Origin of the sequence: Microbacterium aurantiacum, assembly GCF_031625015.1 — a bacterium.
Lineage (GTDB): Bacteria > Actinomycetota > Actinomycetes > Actinomycetales > Microbacteriaceae > Microbacterium > Microbacterium aurantiacum.
Genome location: NZ_JAHWXH010000001.1, coordinates 971105 through 986319, shown reverse-complemented (window position 1 = coordinate 986319; position 15215 = coordinate 971105). Strand labels below are relative to the sequence as shown.

Genomic DNA, 15215 nt, shown 5'->3' with positions numbered 1-15215 from the left:
CTCTCAGATCCGGCGGGCCCGCGCGAAGCGGGTGACGAACCCCGGATGCCCCGCCGGCATCGCGAGCACCGAGTCCGGCGACCGCGCCGCGAGCCCGGGGAACCCCGCATCGGCGACGAGCTCGTCGTCCAGCTCGAGGAGCTCCGCGGTCCGCAACGGCCATTCCTCGTGGCAGTTCTGCGCCCACCGCGTCGCGCCGAGATGGCGCTCGTGGAACCCCCATCGCGCGGTGAGGAAGCGCGAGAGGTCGCTGTCGACGACCTCATCGCCCACGCGGACGGCGATGCGCGTGCCCGGGCCGCGCGGGCGGCCCCTCGCGTCGCGCCGGCGCGAGCGGAAGGCCACGACCGATGCCGCGGCATCCGTCTGGAGTCCGATCGACGCCCACCGGTAGGGCAGGCCGAACAGCGCCCGCGCCGCGAGCACCGGCGGGAGGTGCTCGGCCTCGAGCGTGCGGAAGACGACCCCCCGACGCCCGGCGGCGTCGACGCCGTAGGTGCGGACGTTGATCTCGGCGAAGGTTCCGAGCCACGGCACCGCGGGAAGCGGCAGGAAGCGGAAGCGCGACAGGACGAACGGCACGAGCCCCACCCATGCCGACCCGTCGAACACGTCCGGGCGGACACCCGGCGGGAGCAGCGGGGCGACCTGCGCGGGATCGACCCGCCAGTGCACGAAGACGGCGTGGCTCCACACCTGCGACAGCACTGCGCGCGAGGGCAGCGCGGGGGCGTGGGCCGGGATCGTCACCCTTCGATTCTCCGCCGGGGAACGCCGATCGGGCCGCGCGGCAGGATCGACGCGAGCGTCAGGGACGCGGGTCGCGCTCCTCGCTCACGACCACGCGCACCGACGAGATCCGTCGTCGATCGAGTCCGGTGACCTGGACGACGACACCGTCGACGTCCACGGTGTCGCCGACGACCGCGAGCCGACCGAGCTGCTCGGTGACCCACCCGGCGACCGTGTCCGACGTGCCGCGGGGCAGTGAGACCCCGGTGAGCTCCTCGAAGTCCTGGAAGTTCAGCCGCCCGTCGACATCCTCTCCGCTCGCGAGAGGCTCGGCATCCGTGTCGTACTCGTCGAAGATCTCACCCACGACTTCTTCGACGAGGTCCTCGAGCGTCACGATCCCGTCGGTTCCGCCGTACTCGTCCACCACAACGGCGATGTGCTGGCCCTCCGCACGCATCTTCGTGAGCGTCGGCAGGACCCGCGCCGTCGACGGGAAGTACGAGATCGGCCGCACGATGGCCGACAGGGCGGCCTCGGGTGAGGTGCGGACGGTGTCGAAGAGGTCGCGCACGTGGACGAAGCCCGTGAGGTCGTCGATCGACTTGTCAGCGACGGGGTAGCGCGAGAACGGGAGGTCGCTCACCTGAGCGACCGCGTCGGCGACGGTGTCGGTCTCGTCGAGGGCGACGACGTCGGGACGGGGGCGCATCACACCGCTGATCTGCCGATCGTGAAGCGAGAGCACGTCGTCGAGGATGCGGCGCTCGTCCTCGGGGAGCCCCTGGTGCGTCGCGACGATGTCGCGGATCTCCTCGTCGGTGATCTCGTCGGCGGTCTTGTGCGGATCACCGCCGAGGAGGCGCACCAGCGCGTTCGTCGACACCGAGAGCAGCCAGATGACCGGGCGCATGAGCGTGGCGAATCCGTCGAGCACCGGCGCGACCGCGTAGGCGAATTGGGCGTTGCGCTGGATCGCCAGCCGCTTGGGGACGAGTTCGCCGAGCACCAGCGACAGGTAGGCGACGAGGAGCGTCAGCACGAGCGTGGCGATCGTCAGGGCAACAGGCTCCGCGAGTCCCCACGCCACGAACAGAGGAGCGACGGACGGGGCGATCGAGGTCGCCCCGTACGCGGCCGACGCGAAGCCCGCCACGGTCACACCGATCTGCACCGCCGAGAGGAACGTGTTCGGGTTCCGCGCGAGGGAGGCGACCTTCTCACCGCGGCGGCCGCGCGCGGAGATGGCGTTGAGCTGGCTCTCGCGGAGCGTTACCAGCGCCATCTCGGTCGCGGCGAAGACGCCGCCGATCAGGACGAACGCGACGACGAGCGCGATGTTCAGCAGGAGGTCGCCCATCACCGGTCCTCCGCCCCACGAGTCGAGGTGCCCGGGGTCTTCCGGGCGCCGGATCTGTCGGGGTCGGCGGGTTCGGCGCGGTGCCGCGTGCTCACAGGACTGCTCTTTCTTCGAGTGGAGGGGAGGGATTCGGTGGCGTCAGGGACGCGGGTCGCGGGCGTCCTCGATGTCCTGCTTGACCTCGACCGGGCGACGCAGGCGGTCGCTGCGGGTCTTCGCGAGGCTCGCGATCGTCGCGACGGTGACGGTCGCGGCGATGAACAGCAGGGACAGCCAGATCGGGATCTCGGGGATCCACAGCACCGGCTCGCCGCCGTTGATGAAGGGGAGCTCGTTGACGTGCAGGGCGTGGAAGACGAGCTTCACACCGATGAAGGCGAGGATCACCGCGAGACCCTGCGCGAGGTAGATGAGGCGCTCCAGCAGTCCTCCGATGAGGAAGTACAGCTGGCGGAGTCCCATGAGGGCGAACGCGTTGGCGGTGAAGACGATGTACGCCTCGTTGGTGAGGCCGTAGATGGCCGGGATCGAGTCGACGGCGAAGATGAGGTCGACGAAGCCGATCGCCACGATGACGAGGAGCATCGGCGTGACGAAGCGTCGGCCGTCCTTCTTCACGAACAGGCGGTCGCCGTTGTACTCGTCGCTCACCGGGAGCACGCGACGGACGAACGTCATGAACTTGCCGTTGGCGGGGTCGGACTCACCGTGCGAGAAGGCCTGGCGGTAGGCGAGGAAGAGCAGCAGCGCGCCGAAGATGTAGAAGATCCAGGAGAAGTTCTCGATGAGCGCCGCCCCCACCGCGATGAATGCACCGCGCATGATGAGCGCGATGACGATGCCGATCATCAGCACCTTCTGCTGGTAGATCTTCGGCACCGCGAACCCGGTCATGACGATCAGGAACACGAAGAGGTTGTCGATCGACAGCGCCTTCTCGGTGAGGTAACCGGCGTAGTACTCGCCGCCGTACGTCCAGCCCGACACTATGCCGATGCCGACGCCGAAGAGGAGGGCGAGGACGATGTAGAACACCGACCATCGGGCGGACTCACCGATCGTCGGCGCGTGGGGCTTGCGCACGTGCGCGAAGTACTCGAAGACGAAGAAGGCGATGGTCACCGCGATGGTGATCCCCCACACAAGGGGCGTGATGTTCAAAGGGTCTCCAGACCGAGGCGTGAACGAATCGACGCCAAGGTCTTCCCCATCTCCGACGGAGACCGGCGATCCGGGAGGCGCAGAGCCTCCGTGATGACGAATCCACCGTGTCGGGGTACTCCCCTTGGACCGTGCAACAGTAGGCGAAGACCCGCGCCGATGGCTGAGAATCTCCTGTGGAGGTGACCGGCGAGGGGCGGCGGGTCAGGCCAGCTGGAAGCCGCCGTCGCTGCTGATCACCTGGCCGACCACCCAGCTCCCCTCCGGCGACGCCAGCCACGAGATGAGCGCGGCCGGGTCCTCGGGACGACCGAACCGGCCGAACGGCGTCCCGGCGACGCGCGCGTCGAGGCCCTCGAGATCGCGATCTGCGGTCTCGGCATCCAGGTATCCGGTGTTGACCGGACCGGGATCGATCGTGTTGAGGACGATGCCGAGCTCGAGGAGCTCCGCCGCGACCGTCGTCGTCACGCCGGCCAGCGCCGCTTTGCTCGTGGCGTAGGCGACCTCGCCGCGCATGGGGCCGTGGATCTGACCGGATGTCATCCAGAAGACGTGCCCGGTCGGACCCGCGTAAGGCCCGCTGCCGGCGATGCGGTCGCCCGGCCGCCGGGGCTGGGCGGGGGCGTGGTGGCGGGCGGCGAACGCGGAGGTGAGCAGGAGGGTCGCGCGGGTGTTGACGTCCCAGAAGGCGTCGAGGGTCTCCGCCGTCATGTCCAGGATGCTGCCGTCACCGCCGCTCCGGGCGTGGTTGCACACGAGGATCTCGATCGACCCGGTGATCGCGGCGGCGGCCTCGATCACCCGCGGGATCGCCGCGGCATCCGACAGGTCCGCCCCGATGTCGACGAGCTCGGCCCCGGGTACGAGCTGGGAACGGATGCCGTCCCGAACCGCGTCGAGGTCGTCGGCGCCCCACGGCTGGCCCTCGTCGTGGGCGCGGTGGTGGTGGATGACGATGTGCGCGCCGAGCCGCGCGAACGCGGACGCCACGGCGAAGCCGATGCCGCGGCGCCGGGAGACGCCGGTGACGAGGGCGGTGCGGCCGAGGAGCGGGGTGGCGGAGGCGGGGGCGGAGCGGTGGGTCACGAGGGCAGAGTGTGGCACACAGGCAGGGACGCGTCGAGCCCACCCGCAGATCCGAGCGGGCGCTTACGCTGGAAGGATGCCGCCCACCACCGCCGGAGGACCGACGCCCTCATCGGCGAGCGGCGGCGCCCCCGATCCCGACGACCGCGCCTGGCGGCAGCTCCTCGCCGGCGACGAGCCCGCGTGCGCGCAGCTCGCGGAGATCTACACACCTCTGGTGGAGGCCCGCGGCCCCTTCGCCGTCGCTCAGCTCGGCCAGAGTCTCGACGGCTTCATCGCCGCCCGCACCGGAGACGCCTGCTATGTCACCGGCGAAGAGGATCGCCGCCACCTGCATCGCCTGCGCGCCCTCGTCGACGCCGTGGTCGTGGGCTGGCGCACCGTCGCCAACGACGACCCGCGCCTGACCGTCCGCGCCGTCGCCGGACCCAACCCCGTCCGGGTCGTTCTGGACGCGTCCGCGCGCATCCCCGCGGCATCCGTTCTCCTGCACGACGGCGCCGCCCCCACGCTCTGGCTCGTGGATGCCGAGACCCCGGTCGAGACGCAGGTCGGCCCGCACGTGCAGATCGTCTGCGTGCCGGAACTGCGGTCGCTCACACCGCGCGAGATCCTCGCCGTGCTCGAGGCGCGAGGCCTCTCACGGGTGCTGATCGAGGGCGGAGGAGTGACGGTGTCGCGGTTCGTGGGCGACCACGCCCTCCGCTGGCTCTACCTCACCACCGCGCCGGTACTCATCGGCGACGGCGTGCCCGGCATCCGCTTCGACGGAGAGGATCGTCTCGCCGACGCCCTCCGCGGACCGGTCCGCCGCTTCCCCCTCGGCGCGGACCTCTGCACCGAGTTCACCTTCTGACCCACGCGCGTTCTCGGACGACGCCCGGGCTCGACGACGTTCGCGCGCCCGGCGCACCTCCCGCGCACGCGGAAGGACGCGGACGGCGACGACGACGGCACCGGGAAGGGTCGACGCGAGCGCCAGGATGCCGTAGCCGATCGACACGGTGATGCCGAGCTCGGCGGTGGAGCCGGCGAGATCGAACGCCCACGCCGACGCCGCTTCGCGCGTGCCCCACCCGCCCACGCCGAGCGGGATCGACATGCCCGCGATCGCGACCGCCGCCGTTCCGGGCAGGACGGAGAGGCTCAACGCGGGCGCCAGGGCCAGCGCCGAGACGACGAAGATCCCCGCGAACGCGGCCCACCCGGCGACGGCGAGCGCGACGACGGCGACCAGCTCGCGCGCCGACAGCTGCCGGAGCCACCGCCACGCGATCACGGAGACGAGCACCGCGATCCCCAGGCTTCCGAGCGCGAAGAGAGGGGCGGGGGCTGCGAGGGCGACCCCGGCGGCGAGGAAGACCACCGCGGTGCCGGCCAGGCGCTCCCCCGCCATCGCGGCGAATCCGCTCGCGAGGGCGCGGCGGCCGGCGCTCACGTCCGCGTCGCTGCTGTCGTCCGCGGCGCGGAGCGCGTCTCCGGCGAGCCCACCGGGAAGCACGCTGTTGAGGAAGGAGGCCTGCCAGCAGCGCGCTATCGCCGGTCCGAGCGGGATGCGGATCGCGTGATGACGCGCGACCACCCGCCAGCGGAGAGCCTGGGCGACGACGCCGGCGGCGCCCAGCGCGATGCCGATCGGGTAGGCCCACCAGGGCAGCTGCGTCACCGCGTCCACGAGCGGCGCGAGACCGAAGCGCCACACCACGACGGCGAGGATGCCGGCGGTGACCACCACCTGGAGGAGCGCGACGAGGATCAGCCGACCTCGGCCTCGACCCGGCATCCGTCCGGCTCCGCTCACGCGGTCGCGGGGAGGCTCAGGATGTCGGCGTGTCCGACGTGGACGACGAGCGCGCCCCGGTCGATCTGGGCCTGACGCTCCTCGCGCCAGGCGGTGACGAGGTCGGCGAGCGCGGGGTCGTGCTCGATCGCCACGTCGGCCCGATCGTGGAGGTAGCGCTGCACGAGCGCCGCCTGCTCGGCGGCGTCCAGACGCCACGGGGTCTCGGCGACCCGCACCCGCTGTCCGCGCTCACGGAGGAGCCCGGCGACATGGTCGACGGCGTCCGGACCGAGGAGGTCGTCGCGCCGCTGATGGGCGTCGAAGGCGTCGGTGATCGCGGTGTCGGCGGGGTGCGGCGGGTCGATCGACACCGCACCGGTGACGCTGAGGCTGAGGAGCGCCGCGGACCCGGTCCGGGCGATCGCGTCGACGAGGACGGCGGCATCCGCCGGGGAGAGGAGATCGAGGAGGGCGGCGCAGGTGAACAGCACGGGGCCCTCGTCCTCGGCGACGATGTCGGGGAGCTCGGCGACCGTGGCGATCCGACGCGTGAGCGAGGAGACCGAGGTCGGCGCGACGGGATCGACCGCGTCGATGAGATCGGCGTCGTGGTCGACGAGGATCCAGTGCTGCTCGAGCGGCACGAGGCGGTCGGCCAGCCACGCCTGGTTCGATCCGGTTCCGGCGCCGACGTCGATGACGCGGACCGGGGCGTCTTCCGCGCCGAGCGCGGCCACGGCTTCCGCCACGAGCGGGAGCGCCGCCTCGCGGGCGGTGTGATCGGCCTGGCGCCGCAGCGACAGCCAATCGGCGGGGACGGGACGGCTCACCATCGGAGCAGGTCCCGCAGCTGCGTCGCGGCGTGCGGCCATCCTCGAAGTCTAGACCGGGCATCGGATGCCGCGGCCCGCCAGGCGGCCCGGAGATCGGCGTCGTCGAGCCAGCGCGCGAGCGCGTCGGTCCACGCGTCCGGCTCGTCCGCGGGGAGAGCGAGGCCGGGGAGGGATCCGCCGGCGTCGGTCCCAGCGGCGAGGGCTTCGACCGCGCCCGTGCCCGAGGCGACGAGCGCCGGGATGCCGCGGGCGAGGGCCTCCGTCACGACCATGCCGTAGGGCTCGACGAGCGAGGGCAGCAGGAGCAGGTCGGCCTCGCGCCAGACGCGCTCACGACGACGCCCCGTGACGGGTCCGACGACGCGCGCGCGATCGGCGCCGAGCGCCTCGACGGCGGCCTCGACCTCGGCGACGTACGGATGCGCGTCCCGCGCGGGGCCGGCCACGACGACCTCCCAATCGCGCGCGCGCAGGGGGGTGAGCGCCGAGAGGGCGAGGAGCGCGTTCTTGCGCGGGGTCACCGCGCCGAGGATCAGCAGGCGCGGCGGCGCGCTCCCGGTGGCAGGGTCAGCGGCATCGACACCCGGTCGCACGACCTCCGCCGCGATGTCGTAGCGCGCCCGCAGGTCGTCGCGCGCCCACGCGCTCGTGCAGAGCACCAGGTCGGCCGCCTCCAGCGCCGCCCGCTCCCCGCGCGCGAGGGTGTCGGCATCCGCGTCGGAGAGACCGGATTCGGCGGGCAGCGGGAGGTGGACGAGGATCACGACACGGATGCCGGCCGCCGCGGCATCCGCGATCCGATCCGGAGCCGCGCACGCCACGATGCCGTCGACGACGACCTCCCGCGCCGAGGCGAGGGCGTCGGCGAGGGCGTCGAGATCGTCCTCCGTCGGGCGCGGCCAAGCCCCGGGGACGCGGCGTTCGACAACGGCGACGTCGTCCGCGCGGAGGGCCGCGATCATCGCGGCGTTGTAGGCGCTTCCGCCGCTCGGACCGCCGAGGTCGGCGGGGACGACGAAGACGCGGTCAGCGCCCAGCGACGTCGAGGTCATACGTCACCCACGCGTCGGGGTGCTCGCGCACGACGATGCCGATGCCGGTGATGCCCGCTGCCGGGTCGAGCCGCTCGGCGAGCGCCCGGGCGATGTGCGCGGCGACGGCCTCGGTGGTGCTGAGCGTGCCGGCGAACGCGGGGTGCTCGTCGAGGTTCGCGTACCGCAGCGGGTCGAGCACCTCGGAGAGGTGCCGGGAGGCCTCGCCGATGTCGATCACGACCGCGTGGTCGTCCAGGCGCGGGCTCCGCCAGGTCGCCTCGACGACGAGGGTCGCGCCGTGGAGACCCTGGGCGGGGCCGAAGAATTCGTCGGGCAGGCTGTGGGCGATCATGACGTGATCGCGGACGGTGAGTCCGAACATGGTGTCCTCTCGGAGGTCGGGGCGGGTCGGGTTCAGGGCGAGTCGGGGTAGGCCACGACGACGCAGCCGGGGCCGATGCGACCGTCCTCCAGCGCGGCGTAGGCGTCGTCCATCTCGTCGAAGGCGACGTCGGCCGCGATGAGGGTGTCGAACGCGGGGTCCGCGAGGAACTCCAGCGCGGTCGCGAGACGGGCGGCCGGGTCGCGACGCGCGCGCCGGGCGGCGCCGATCCGCGACACCTGGCTGGCGGTGATCCGCAGTCGGCGGGAGTGGAAATCCTCCCCGAGCGGTACGCGGGGTTCGCGCGCACCGAACCACGACATCTCCACGAGCTCCGCCTCGTCGCCGAGGAGTGCGAGGGCGGCCGCGAGCCCGGACTCGGATGCCGAGGCGTGGAAGACGAGGTCGCAGTCGCCCGCCGCGTCCTCGGGCGCCACGGCGTCGAGCCCCGTCTCGGCCAGCTGCCGTCGGCGTGCGGCATCCGGATCCACGATCTGCAGCCGGGCGAGGGGGAAGCGGCGCAGGAGCAGGGCGACCGCCCCGCCCACGAGACCGCCGCCGACGACGGCGATGCGGTCGCCCGCGCAGGGCGGCGCGTCCCACAGCGCGTTGAGCGCCGTCTCCACCGTGCCGGTGAGCACCGCGCGGCGCGAGGGGACGGCGTCGGGAAGGGGCGTGAGCATGGACGCGTCGACGACGTAGCGGTCCTGGTGCGGGTGCAGGCAGAACACGCGACGCCCCACGAGGTCGGCGGGTCCGTCCTCGACGACACCGACGGAGAGGTAGCCGTACTTCACCGGGAAGGGGAAGTCGCCCTCTTGGAAGGGCGCGCGCATACGCGCGTGCTGCGAGGGCGGGACGTCACCGCGGCGGACGAGCAGCTCGGTTCCGCGACTGATGCCGCTGTAGAGCGTCCGGACGCGGGCCTCCCCGGCGCGCGGAGACGGCAGGGTTTCGAGCCGGATCTCGCCGGCGCCGGGCGCGACGGACCAGTGGGCGCGCGCGGTGTGCCCGGCGTCGGTGGCCCTGTCGGTGTCGGTGTCGGTCACGCGACGACCGCCGCGGCCACGCCCGACCACACTTCTTCCGCACCGGAGTGCCCGACGAGGAACGTGAAGACGCACGCGACGACGCCGGCCACGGAGGCGAGGATGCCGGTGACCCGCTCGGCGATAGAGCGACCGCGCGCGGGCGTGCCCCGAGCCGCCGCCCGGTGAAGCAGCACGGCCTGGACGTACCACGCGACCGCGAGCACGCCGAAGACGATGGCCGCGGCGAGCGCGGGGTCGGCCCACGCCATGTGCTCGTACGGGGTGCCGACGATCTCGGCGAGAGCCGACCCCGAGCGGTGGGCGACGAAGAACGAGACGGTTCCCAGGAGCGCGAGCACCGCACCCACGGCGCCCACCTGCACGCGCACCCGCGCCCAGAACACCGCCGTGATCACCAGCACCGCGGCCAGCGGGACCAGCACGACGGCGGCGTGAACGACAAGGGGGTGAAGGGGCAGATCCATGACTCTCTCGTCCGGTCGGGGCGGAAAGCGGGCTCAGGCGCGCTCGAGCGCAATGATGTCACGCCCGAAGGACGCCGCCAGGAGCACCAGCGCGATCACGGCCGACGCGGCGGCGATGGGCACCGGCACGATCGGGATGAGCGCGATCAGAAGAGCGACGCCCTGGATCGCCGCGACCGTGCGGCGGAAGGAGCTGTAGGGGAGGTCGCCGCGGAGCTTCGGGCGGATCCAGGATGCCACGACGAAGACGTAGCGCATCACGCCGATCGCGAGCACCCACCAGCCCACCGTCGGGGCCGCGAGGATCGACAGCACCAGCAGCAGCGCGGCGTCGGACTCCATATCGAGGCGGGCTCCGGCATCCGTCGCCGTTCCGGTGCTCCGCGCCACCCATCCGTCGATCGCATCGAGGAGGAGGGCCGCGCCGATGACGGCCCCCACCACCCAGGTGCGAGCGGGGAGGCTGCCGGCGAGGACGAGGACGGTCGCCGCGGCGACGACGCCGGTGAGTCCGACACGGCCGAGGGTGACCCGGTCGGCCGGGGTGACCGCGCGCGGGCGGCGCCGGAGGATCGACACCGCGGCGACGCCGGGGACGATGAGCGCCGCGACCATCGCGAGGAGGATGACCAGGCCGTGCGGCGTATGCAGCAGGGCCCAGAGCGCCGCCGCGGCGAGCGGCACGAGGACGACCACACCGGCTTCGGCGACCCCGCCGAAGCGCGCCGGGCGCGCCGCCGAGGGGGCGTTCGCGAGGCGCAGCTGGGTCATGCAGTCACGATAATGCGGCCCGAACGGGGCAGGGCCGATCGAGGGGGATCTTTACCCGGGGGGTGCGCGAGGTCTACAATGCGCTCGCCCGCCCGGATCACGGGCAGCGGAGAGGGACCGATCATCGCCCGCATCGCACTGCGACCGCTCGACCTCGTCGACGTCTTCGTCTACCTCGTCGTGCTCGGGACCTTCATCCAGCTCTTCCCGGCCGTCATCTCGGAGAGCTTCCTCCTCGCGCTCCTCACCGCCGTCCTGCTGAAGGTCGTGCTCGAGGCGGTCCTGTGGGTGAAGACGCGCCTGCTGCGGGGCATCCGTTCGCCGTCCGGCGCCCTCGCCCGGACGATCCGGATCGCAGCCCTCGTGCTCGTGCTGCCGGGGAGCAAGTTCCTGGTGCTGGAGCTCGTCGACCTCGTCTTCGGCGACGCCGTGCGCCTCGGCGGGTTCTTCGCCGTGACCGCGCTCATCATCGTGCTGATGCTCGCGCGCGGGGCCGCGCGGCGGCTGTTCGAGCGGGAGGGACCCGGTGTCTCTGCCGGAGCGGATGCCGCTACCGGAGCGGATGCCGTTACCGGAGCGGCACCGGGACGTCCGAGCCGCCCTCGACCGTGAGGCGCGCGCCCATCTGCACCAGCTGCGGGGCGGCGGTGAACCCGCCCGCGAAGATCGCCTGACCCTGCCCGAACACCGGCGAGCGCATGAGGAGGTCCTGCGGGACGAAGCCGAACGACTCGGCGAGCGCGGCGAGGTCGTTCGGGGCGTTCATGCGCATCAGCGCGACGTTGTCGCATTGCGACAACGCGTTGGGGTGCACCTTCGACGGCCGCTGCGTGGACAGCACGAGCCAGAGCCCGAACTTCCGCCCCTCCGCGGCGATCTGCACGATGCGCTCGGTCAGCAGCCGGTCGGCGGGCGTCTGCGGATCCGGCGAGCAGAGGTTGTGCGCCTCGTCGATGACGATGAGGCGCGGCCGGCGCTGCTCGCGGTTCTGCCACAGGTGGTCGAGCACCGACAGGGCCGCGGCCTTGAACTCCCCCGGCTCGCGGAAGGCGCCGAGGTCGAGGACCGTCGCGTCGTGCTCCTCGTCGATGACGTCGGAGGCGTCGCGTCCGCCCCAGGCCCAGATATCCCAGTCGAGGATGCCGAGGTTCTCCAGCCGCATCGCGAAGCGGCGGCGGTCGGGGTCGTCATCTCGGCGAAGCCAGCGCGCGAATTGCTCGGGCGTGGGGGTGTGGCCCTGGACCTGCTCGCTGACCCGCAGGGCCATGTTGAAGAACTCGGGATCCATCACCGGATCCAGGCGCATGATCGCCGCGCGGCTGCGGGTGGGAAGGTCGACGAAGCGGATCTTCAGCGGCTCGTCGCCGCCGGGACCCAGGACACGGATGCTGCGCGAGGCCCACGCGGACGCGGCGGCGGGATCGGCATCCGTCCGTGTCTCGCCGAGTCGGGCGAAGTCGGAGTTGGGATCGAGGATCACCACCGGCAGACGCGTCGCGCCGATGAGCTGCTCGAGCACGACCCCGAGCGCGTAGGTCTTGCCGGACCCGCTCTGCCCGCACCAGAACGTATGGCGGTTGAACTTCGTCGGCAGGAGCTCGGCAGGGTCGCCGGAATCGACCTGGGTGCCGATGATCAGTCGCGGATCCACGGGTCTCACGCTAGCGAAACCGGGGGTCGATGCCCATAGGATCGCACCGGGTCGCACCGGATGGATCCGGATGGATCCGACGAGCTCCGACGAAGGGGACGACATGACCACGCCCGCACCGATGCCGGCGCCCGCGCGCCCGCGGCGCCGCCTCGACGTCCTCGGCCTGATCGCCGTGATCGTCGCCGCCCTCGTGCTCCTGCCGTCGCTGGCGGTCTTCCTCATCGGGCTGATCCCCGAGATGAACGCGATCTGGTGGCTCGGGATCGTCCTGCTGCCGTTCCTCGCGATCGCCGGGATCATCGCCCTGGTTCTGGGCGTGATCGGGGTGATCGTGGCCGTGCGGCGCGGGTCACGCTTCGTGCTGTCGATTCTCGGCGGTGTGCTCGGCATCCTGATGCTCGTGCCTCTGGCGCTGATCTACCTCGGCCCCTGACCCCCGGGTTCTGCCCGCGAGACTGCATCTTCCCGCCGAGACTGCGTGCGCGGCGTGCAGTCTCGACCGGAGGATGCAGTCTCGGCGTCAACGGAGCGCCACGGCGGGTCAGGCGGTGCGGATGCGGACCTCGCGCTCCATGCGCTTCTCGTGACGCTCGCGGCCCTTCACCGCCTCAGCCTCGCGATTCTTCGGCGGGGCGGCGGTCACTAGGTCGTCGAGGAGCCGGCGTGTCGCCGCGGCGATCTCATCGATCGCCCGGTCGAACGCCGCCTCGTTCGCCCGCGAGGGGCGGGTCGACCCGCTGACCTTGCGGACGAACTGCAGCGCGGCCTCGCGCACCTCGTCATCGGTGGTGGGCGGCTCGAAGTTGTGGAGCACGCGGATGTTCCGGCACATGCCGCCGACGCTACTCCGCCGGATGCCGCCGCGAAACGCCGCCGGTGTCCCCCGGTCCGCGAGAGGAACGGGACGGCGGCGGGAGGCGGAGGGCGGCCTGCACGGGGAGGTGGTCGGACGGCCAGCGGCCGCGCACGGCCTCGCCGTTGATCGCAGCGACGTCGACCTCGATCCCACCGCCGACCAAAAGCCAGTCGATGCGACGGGCGTCGGCGCGGGGCCGCCGGTAGTTCGGCCGCGTCCCCCACTCCGGGGTGCGGCGCACTGCCGCTCGCGACCACGCGTCCGCCAGCAGGCTGTCGCCGAGGAGCACCCGGAGCGGACGCGACCCGGCCCCGGCGTTCAGGTCCCCGAGCACGACGGCCGGCCGCCCGGCCTCGACCACCATCCGACGGATCTGCTCGGCCGACCGCACCCGCGCGAGCGGCGAGACGTGATCGAAGTGGGTGTTGACGACGTCGCACACCGATCCGGTCGCCCGGTCGCGCAGGGTCGCGACCACCGCGGTCCGCGGCGCCGCGGCGAACCATCCGCGAGACCCCGGCACCTCGGGCGTCTCCGACAGCGCCACCTGCCGATGCGCGATAATCTCGAACCGCGCGGTGTCGACGAAGATCGGACACCCCTCGCCGCGGCCCTCGCGCTCACGCCCCCGCCCGAGACGCCGATAGGTATCCCCGAGGGCGAGGGCGACGGCATCCGCCTGATCCGGCATCGCCTCTTGAATGCCGAGCACGGCGGGTCGCTCGGCACGAAGCATCTCGGCCACGAGCGCGCGACGGCGCTCCCATCGATCGGCGACCGGGCCGCCCGGGCGCGACGAGCGCCTCCGGATGTTGAACGTCATGACGTGGATACCCGGCGCGGCGACGGGACCGATCACGGGGAGCACCATCAGCCGACCGCCACCGTCAGCAGCCGATCGTCGCCGTCACGCGGTCCCGCGCCACGGCCGTCGGTGTTGCCCGTGAGGATCCACAGATCCCCGTCCGGCGCGGCGACGACGTCGCGGATCCGCCCGAGCTCCCCGACGTAGTACTCCGTCGCCGTCGACGGGTCGGCGACCGGGACGGCGCGCACCCGCTCGCCGCGAAGGTTCGCGATGAACACGGTGCCCTCGATGACGGCGATGCCGCTCGGGCTCGCCTCGGCGGTCGACCACTGCTGGACCGGGTCGACGAAGTCCGCCCCGCCGCCCTGGCCTTCCACGACGGGCCAGCCGTAGTTCGCGCCGGGGGTGATGATGTTGAGCTCATCCCACGTGTTCTGCCCGAACTCCGACGCGAACAGTGTGCCGTCCTCCGCCCACGCGATCCCCTGCGGGTTGCGGTGCCCGAGACTGTAGACGAACGAATCGGGGAACGGGTTGTCCGCCGGAACCGCGCCCTCCGGCGTCATCCGCAGGATCTTCCCGGCGAGCGAATCGCGGTCCTGCGCGAGATCGGGCACGTTCGCGTCACCGGTCGTGACGTAGAGCATCCCGTCCGGGCCGATCGCGATCCGTCCCCCGTTGTGCGTGCGGGCGGAGGGGATGCCGTCGAGGAGGGTCTCCGCGTCGCCGAGCGCGAGCGACCCCGGCGCTCCGGACACGTCGAACCGCTGCACGCGGTTGCCGTCCGGTCCGGTCGCGGACACGAAGAGGCCGTCGTCGCCGTCGGCGGCGATCCCGAGGAGTCCGCCCTCGCCGCCGAAGACGACGCCCGGCACGGTGCCGACCACGCGCGTGGTATCGCCGACGATCTCGCGGATGTCGCCGGTGTCGCGTTCGCTGACGAGCACCGTCTCGCCGACCACGGCGACCGACCACGGCGCCACGAGGTCCGCCGCGACCGTCATGGGTTCGCCCTGCGGCACCACCGCCCGCGCCGCCGACTGTCCCGTCGGCAGCGGCGTCGAGGACGGAGACACGGATGCCGAGACGGTAAGCGCGGCATCCGTCTCCGCCGTCCCTCCCGCGCACCCCGCGAGCACGAGTGCTCCCGCGACGAGGACGGCGAGAGCGCCGCCGAGACGACGGCGGGCGTCACGGCGAGAGGACGAGGACCGACCCGCGACCATCACCTCGCCC

At 72.5% G+C, this 15215-nt stretch carries 17 protein-coding genes and 1 pseudogene; 3 read left to right on the top strand and 15 right to left on the bottom strand.

Annotated features, from left to right (window positions below):
- Positions 1-3: 3 nt before the first annotated feature.
- From KZC50_RS04685 to KZC50_RS04670, 4 genes are all read right to left on the bottom strand, one after another.
- Positions 4-750 (bottom strand): YqjF family protein, encoded by a 747-nt coding sequence (locus KZC50_RS04685; RefSeq protein ID WP_236967035.1) that lies wholly within the window; start codon positions 748-750, stop codon positions 4-6.
- A gap of 58 nt (positions 751-808) precedes the next feature.
- The gene (locus KZC50_RS04680) at positions 809-2092 is read right to left on the bottom strand and encodes a hemolysin family protein (RefSeq protein ID WP_310890785.1); all 1284 of its coding nucleotides are present in this window, start codon (positions 2090-2092) and stop codon (positions 809-811) included.
- Between the two features lie 138 nt (positions 2093-2230).
- Complete coding sequence (locus KZC50_RS04675; protein WP_310890784.1) at positions 2231-3253, bottom strand: TerC family protein; 1023 nt, start codon at positions 3251-3253, stop codon at positions 2231-2233.
- 204 nt (positions 3254-3457) lie between these two features.
- Positions 3458-4342: an SDR family oxidoreductase gene (locus KZC50_RS04670; protein WP_310890783.1), complete on the bottom strand. Its 885-nt coding sequence runs from the start codon at positions 4340-4342 to the stop codon at positions 3458-3460.
- 76 nt (positions 4343-4418) lie between these two features.
- Between KZC50_RS04670 and KZC50_RS04665 the strand changes: the two genes are divergently transcribed.
- A complete protein-coding gene (locus KZC50_RS04665; protein ID WP_310890782.1) occupies positions 4419-5198 on the top strand; it encodes a RibD family protein in 780 nt (259 codons plus the stop codon).
- Positions 5199-5315: 117 nt separating this feature from the next.
- On the opposite strand, the pseudogene KZC50_RS15725 reads toward KZC50_RS04665, so the two are convergent.
- The 7 genes and pseudogenes from KZC50_RS15725 to KZC50_RS04630 form a co-directional block, all read right to left on the bottom strand.
- Positions 5316-6125: pseudogene (locus KZC50_RS15725) on the bottom strand (lysylphosphatidylglycerol synthase domain-containing protein); the annotation flags it as partial.
- 14 nt (positions 6126-6139) lie between these two features.
- On the bottom strand, positions 6140-6997 hold the full coding sequence (locus KZC50_RS04655) for a small ribosomal subunit Rsm22 family protein (protein ID WP_310890781.1): 858 nt from the start codon (positions 6995-6997) through the stop codon (positions 6140-6142).
- Positions 6952-8010, bottom strand: coding sequence for a glycosyltransferase family 4 protein (locus KZC50_RS04650; protein WP_310890780.1), 1059 nt, complete (start codon positions 8008-8010; stop codon positions 6952-6954). The genes KZC50_RS04655 and KZC50_RS04650 overlap by 46 nt, the downstream gene beginning before the upstream one ends.
- Entirely contained in the window at positions 7985-8374 is a 390-nt protein-coding gene (locus KZC50_RS04645) for a 6-pyruvoyl trahydropterin synthase family protein (protein ID WP_053547136.1), read from the bottom strand. Before KZC50_RS04645 ends, KZC50_RS04650 begins: the two co-directional genes overlap by 26 nt.
- Positions 8375-8406: 32 nt before the next feature.
- Positions 8407-9423: a zinc-dependent alcohol dehydrogenase gene (locus KZC50_RS04640; protein WP_310890779.1), complete on the bottom strand. Its 1017-nt coding sequence runs from the start codon at positions 9421-9423 to the stop codon at positions 8407-8409.
- Positions 9420-9890, bottom strand: a complete 471-nt coding sequence (locus tag KZC50_RS04635; RefSeq protein ID WP_310890778.1) for a DUF2231 domain-containing protein — start codon at positions 9888-9890, stop codon at positions 9420-9422. The genes KZC50_RS04640 and KZC50_RS04635 overlap by 4 nt, the downstream gene beginning before the upstream one ends.
- Positions 9891-9923: 33 nt before the next feature.
- The gene (locus KZC50_RS04630) at positions 9924-10661 is read right to left on the bottom strand and encodes a CDP-alcohol phosphatidyltransferase family protein (protein ID WP_310890777.1); all 738 of its coding nucleotides are present in this window, start codon (positions 10659-10661) and stop codon (positions 9924-9926) included.
- A gap of 78 nt (positions 10662-10739) precedes the next feature.
- On the opposite strand from KZC50_RS04630, the gene KZC50_RS04625 reads away from it, so the two are divergent.
- Positions 10740-11273 (top strand): hypothetical protein, encoded by a 534-nt coding sequence (locus KZC50_RS04625; RefSeq protein WP_310890776.1) that lies wholly within the window; start codon positions 10740-10742, stop codon positions 11271-11273.
- Here the strand turns inward: KZC50_RS04625 and KZC50_RS04620 are convergent.
- Positions 11230-12312, bottom strand: a complete 1083-nt coding sequence (locus KZC50_RS04620) for an ATP-binding protein (RefSeq protein ID WP_310890775.1) — start codon at positions 12310-12312, stop codon at positions 11230-11232. The genes KZC50_RS04625 and KZC50_RS04620 overlap by 44 nt on opposite strands.
- Before the next feature lie 103 nt (positions 12313-12415).
- Here KZC50_RS04620 and KZC50_RS04615 point away from each other — a divergent pair, with 103 nt between their 5' ends.
- Positions 12416-12748 carry a hypothetical protein gene (locus KZC50_RS04615; protein WP_310890774.1) on the top strand — a complete coding sequence of 111 codons (333 nt, stop codon included), beginning with the start codon at positions 12416-12418 and terminating at the stop codon, positions 12746-12748.
- A gap of 108 nt (positions 12749-12856) precedes the next feature.
- Here KZC50_RS04615 and KZC50_RS04610 read toward each other — a convergent pair whose 3' ends face one another.
- Genes KZC50_RS04610 through KZC50_RS04600 form a run of 3 tightly spaced genes read right to left on the bottom strand, consistent with a single transcriptional unit; the run spans position 12857 to position 15205 of the window.
- Positions 12857-13147, bottom strand: coding sequence for a DUF2277 domain-containing protein (locus KZC50_RS04610; RefSeq protein ID WP_310890773.1), 291 nt, complete (start codon positions 13145-13147; stop codon positions 12857-12859).
- A 10-nt stretch (positions 13148-13157) separates the two neighbouring features.
- Positions 13158-14042, bottom strand: coding sequence for an endonuclease/exonuclease/phosphatase family protein (locus KZC50_RS04605; protein WP_310890772.1), 885 nt, complete (start codon positions 14040-14042; stop codon positions 13158-13160).
- Entirely contained in the window at positions 14042-15205 is a 1164-nt protein-coding gene (locus KZC50_RS04600; RefSeq protein WP_310890771.1) for a PQQ-dependent sugar dehydrogenase, read from the bottom strand. The genes KZC50_RS04605 and KZC50_RS04600 overlap by 1 nt, the downstream gene beginning before the upstream one ends.
- Positions 15206-15215: the final 10 nt, after the last annotated feature.

Coding starts and splice junctions, on each gene's coding strand:
- KZC50_RS04650 (WP_310890780.1), bottom strand. CDS start 8,010: ATGACCTCGACGTCGCTGGGCGCTGACCGCGTCTTCGTCGTCCCCGCC.
- KZC50_RS04645 (WP_053547136.1), bottom strand. CDS start 8,374: ATGTTCGGACTCACCGTCCGCGATCACGTCATGATCGCCCACAGCCTG.
- KZC50_RS04665 (WP_310890782.1), top strand. CDS start 4,419: ATGCCGCCCACCACCGCCGGAGGACCGACGCCCTCATCGGCGAGCGGC.
- KZC50_RS04655 (WP_310890781.1), bottom strand. CDS start 6,997: ATGGCCGCACGCCGCGACGCAGCTGCGGGACCTGCTCCGATGGTGAGC.
- KZC50_RS04600 (WP_310890771.1), bottom strand. CDS start 15,205: ATGGTCGCGGGTCGGTCCTCGTCCTCTCGCCGTGACGCCCGCCGTCGT.
- KZC50_RS04635 (WP_310890778.1), bottom strand. CDS start 9,890: ATGGATCTGCCCCTTCACCCCCTTGTCGTTCACGCCGCCGTCGTGCTG.
- KZC50_RS04605 (WP_310890772.1), bottom strand. CDS start 14,042: ATGGTGCTCCCCGTGATCGGTCCCGTCGCCGCGCCGGGTATCCACGTC.
- KZC50_RS04610 (WP_310890773.1), bottom strand. CDS start 13,147: ATGTGCCGGAACATCCGCGTGCTCCACAACTTCGAGCCGCCCACCACC.
- KZC50_RS04680 (WP_310890785.1), bottom strand. CDS start 2,092: ATGGGCGACCTCCTGCTGAACATCGCGCTCGTCGTCGCGTTCGTCCTG.
- KZC50_RS04625 (WP_310890776.1), top strand. CDS start 10,740: ATGCGCTCGCCCGCCCGGATCACGGGCAGCGGAGAGGGACCGATCATC.
- KZC50_RS04630 (WP_310890777.1), bottom strand. CDS start 10,661: ATGACCCAGCTGCGCCTCGCGAACGCCCCCTCGGCGGCGCGCCCGGCG.
- KZC50_RS04615 (WP_310890774.1), top strand. CDS start 12,416: ATGACCACGCCCGCACCGATGCCGGCGCCCGCGCGCCCGCGGCGCCGC.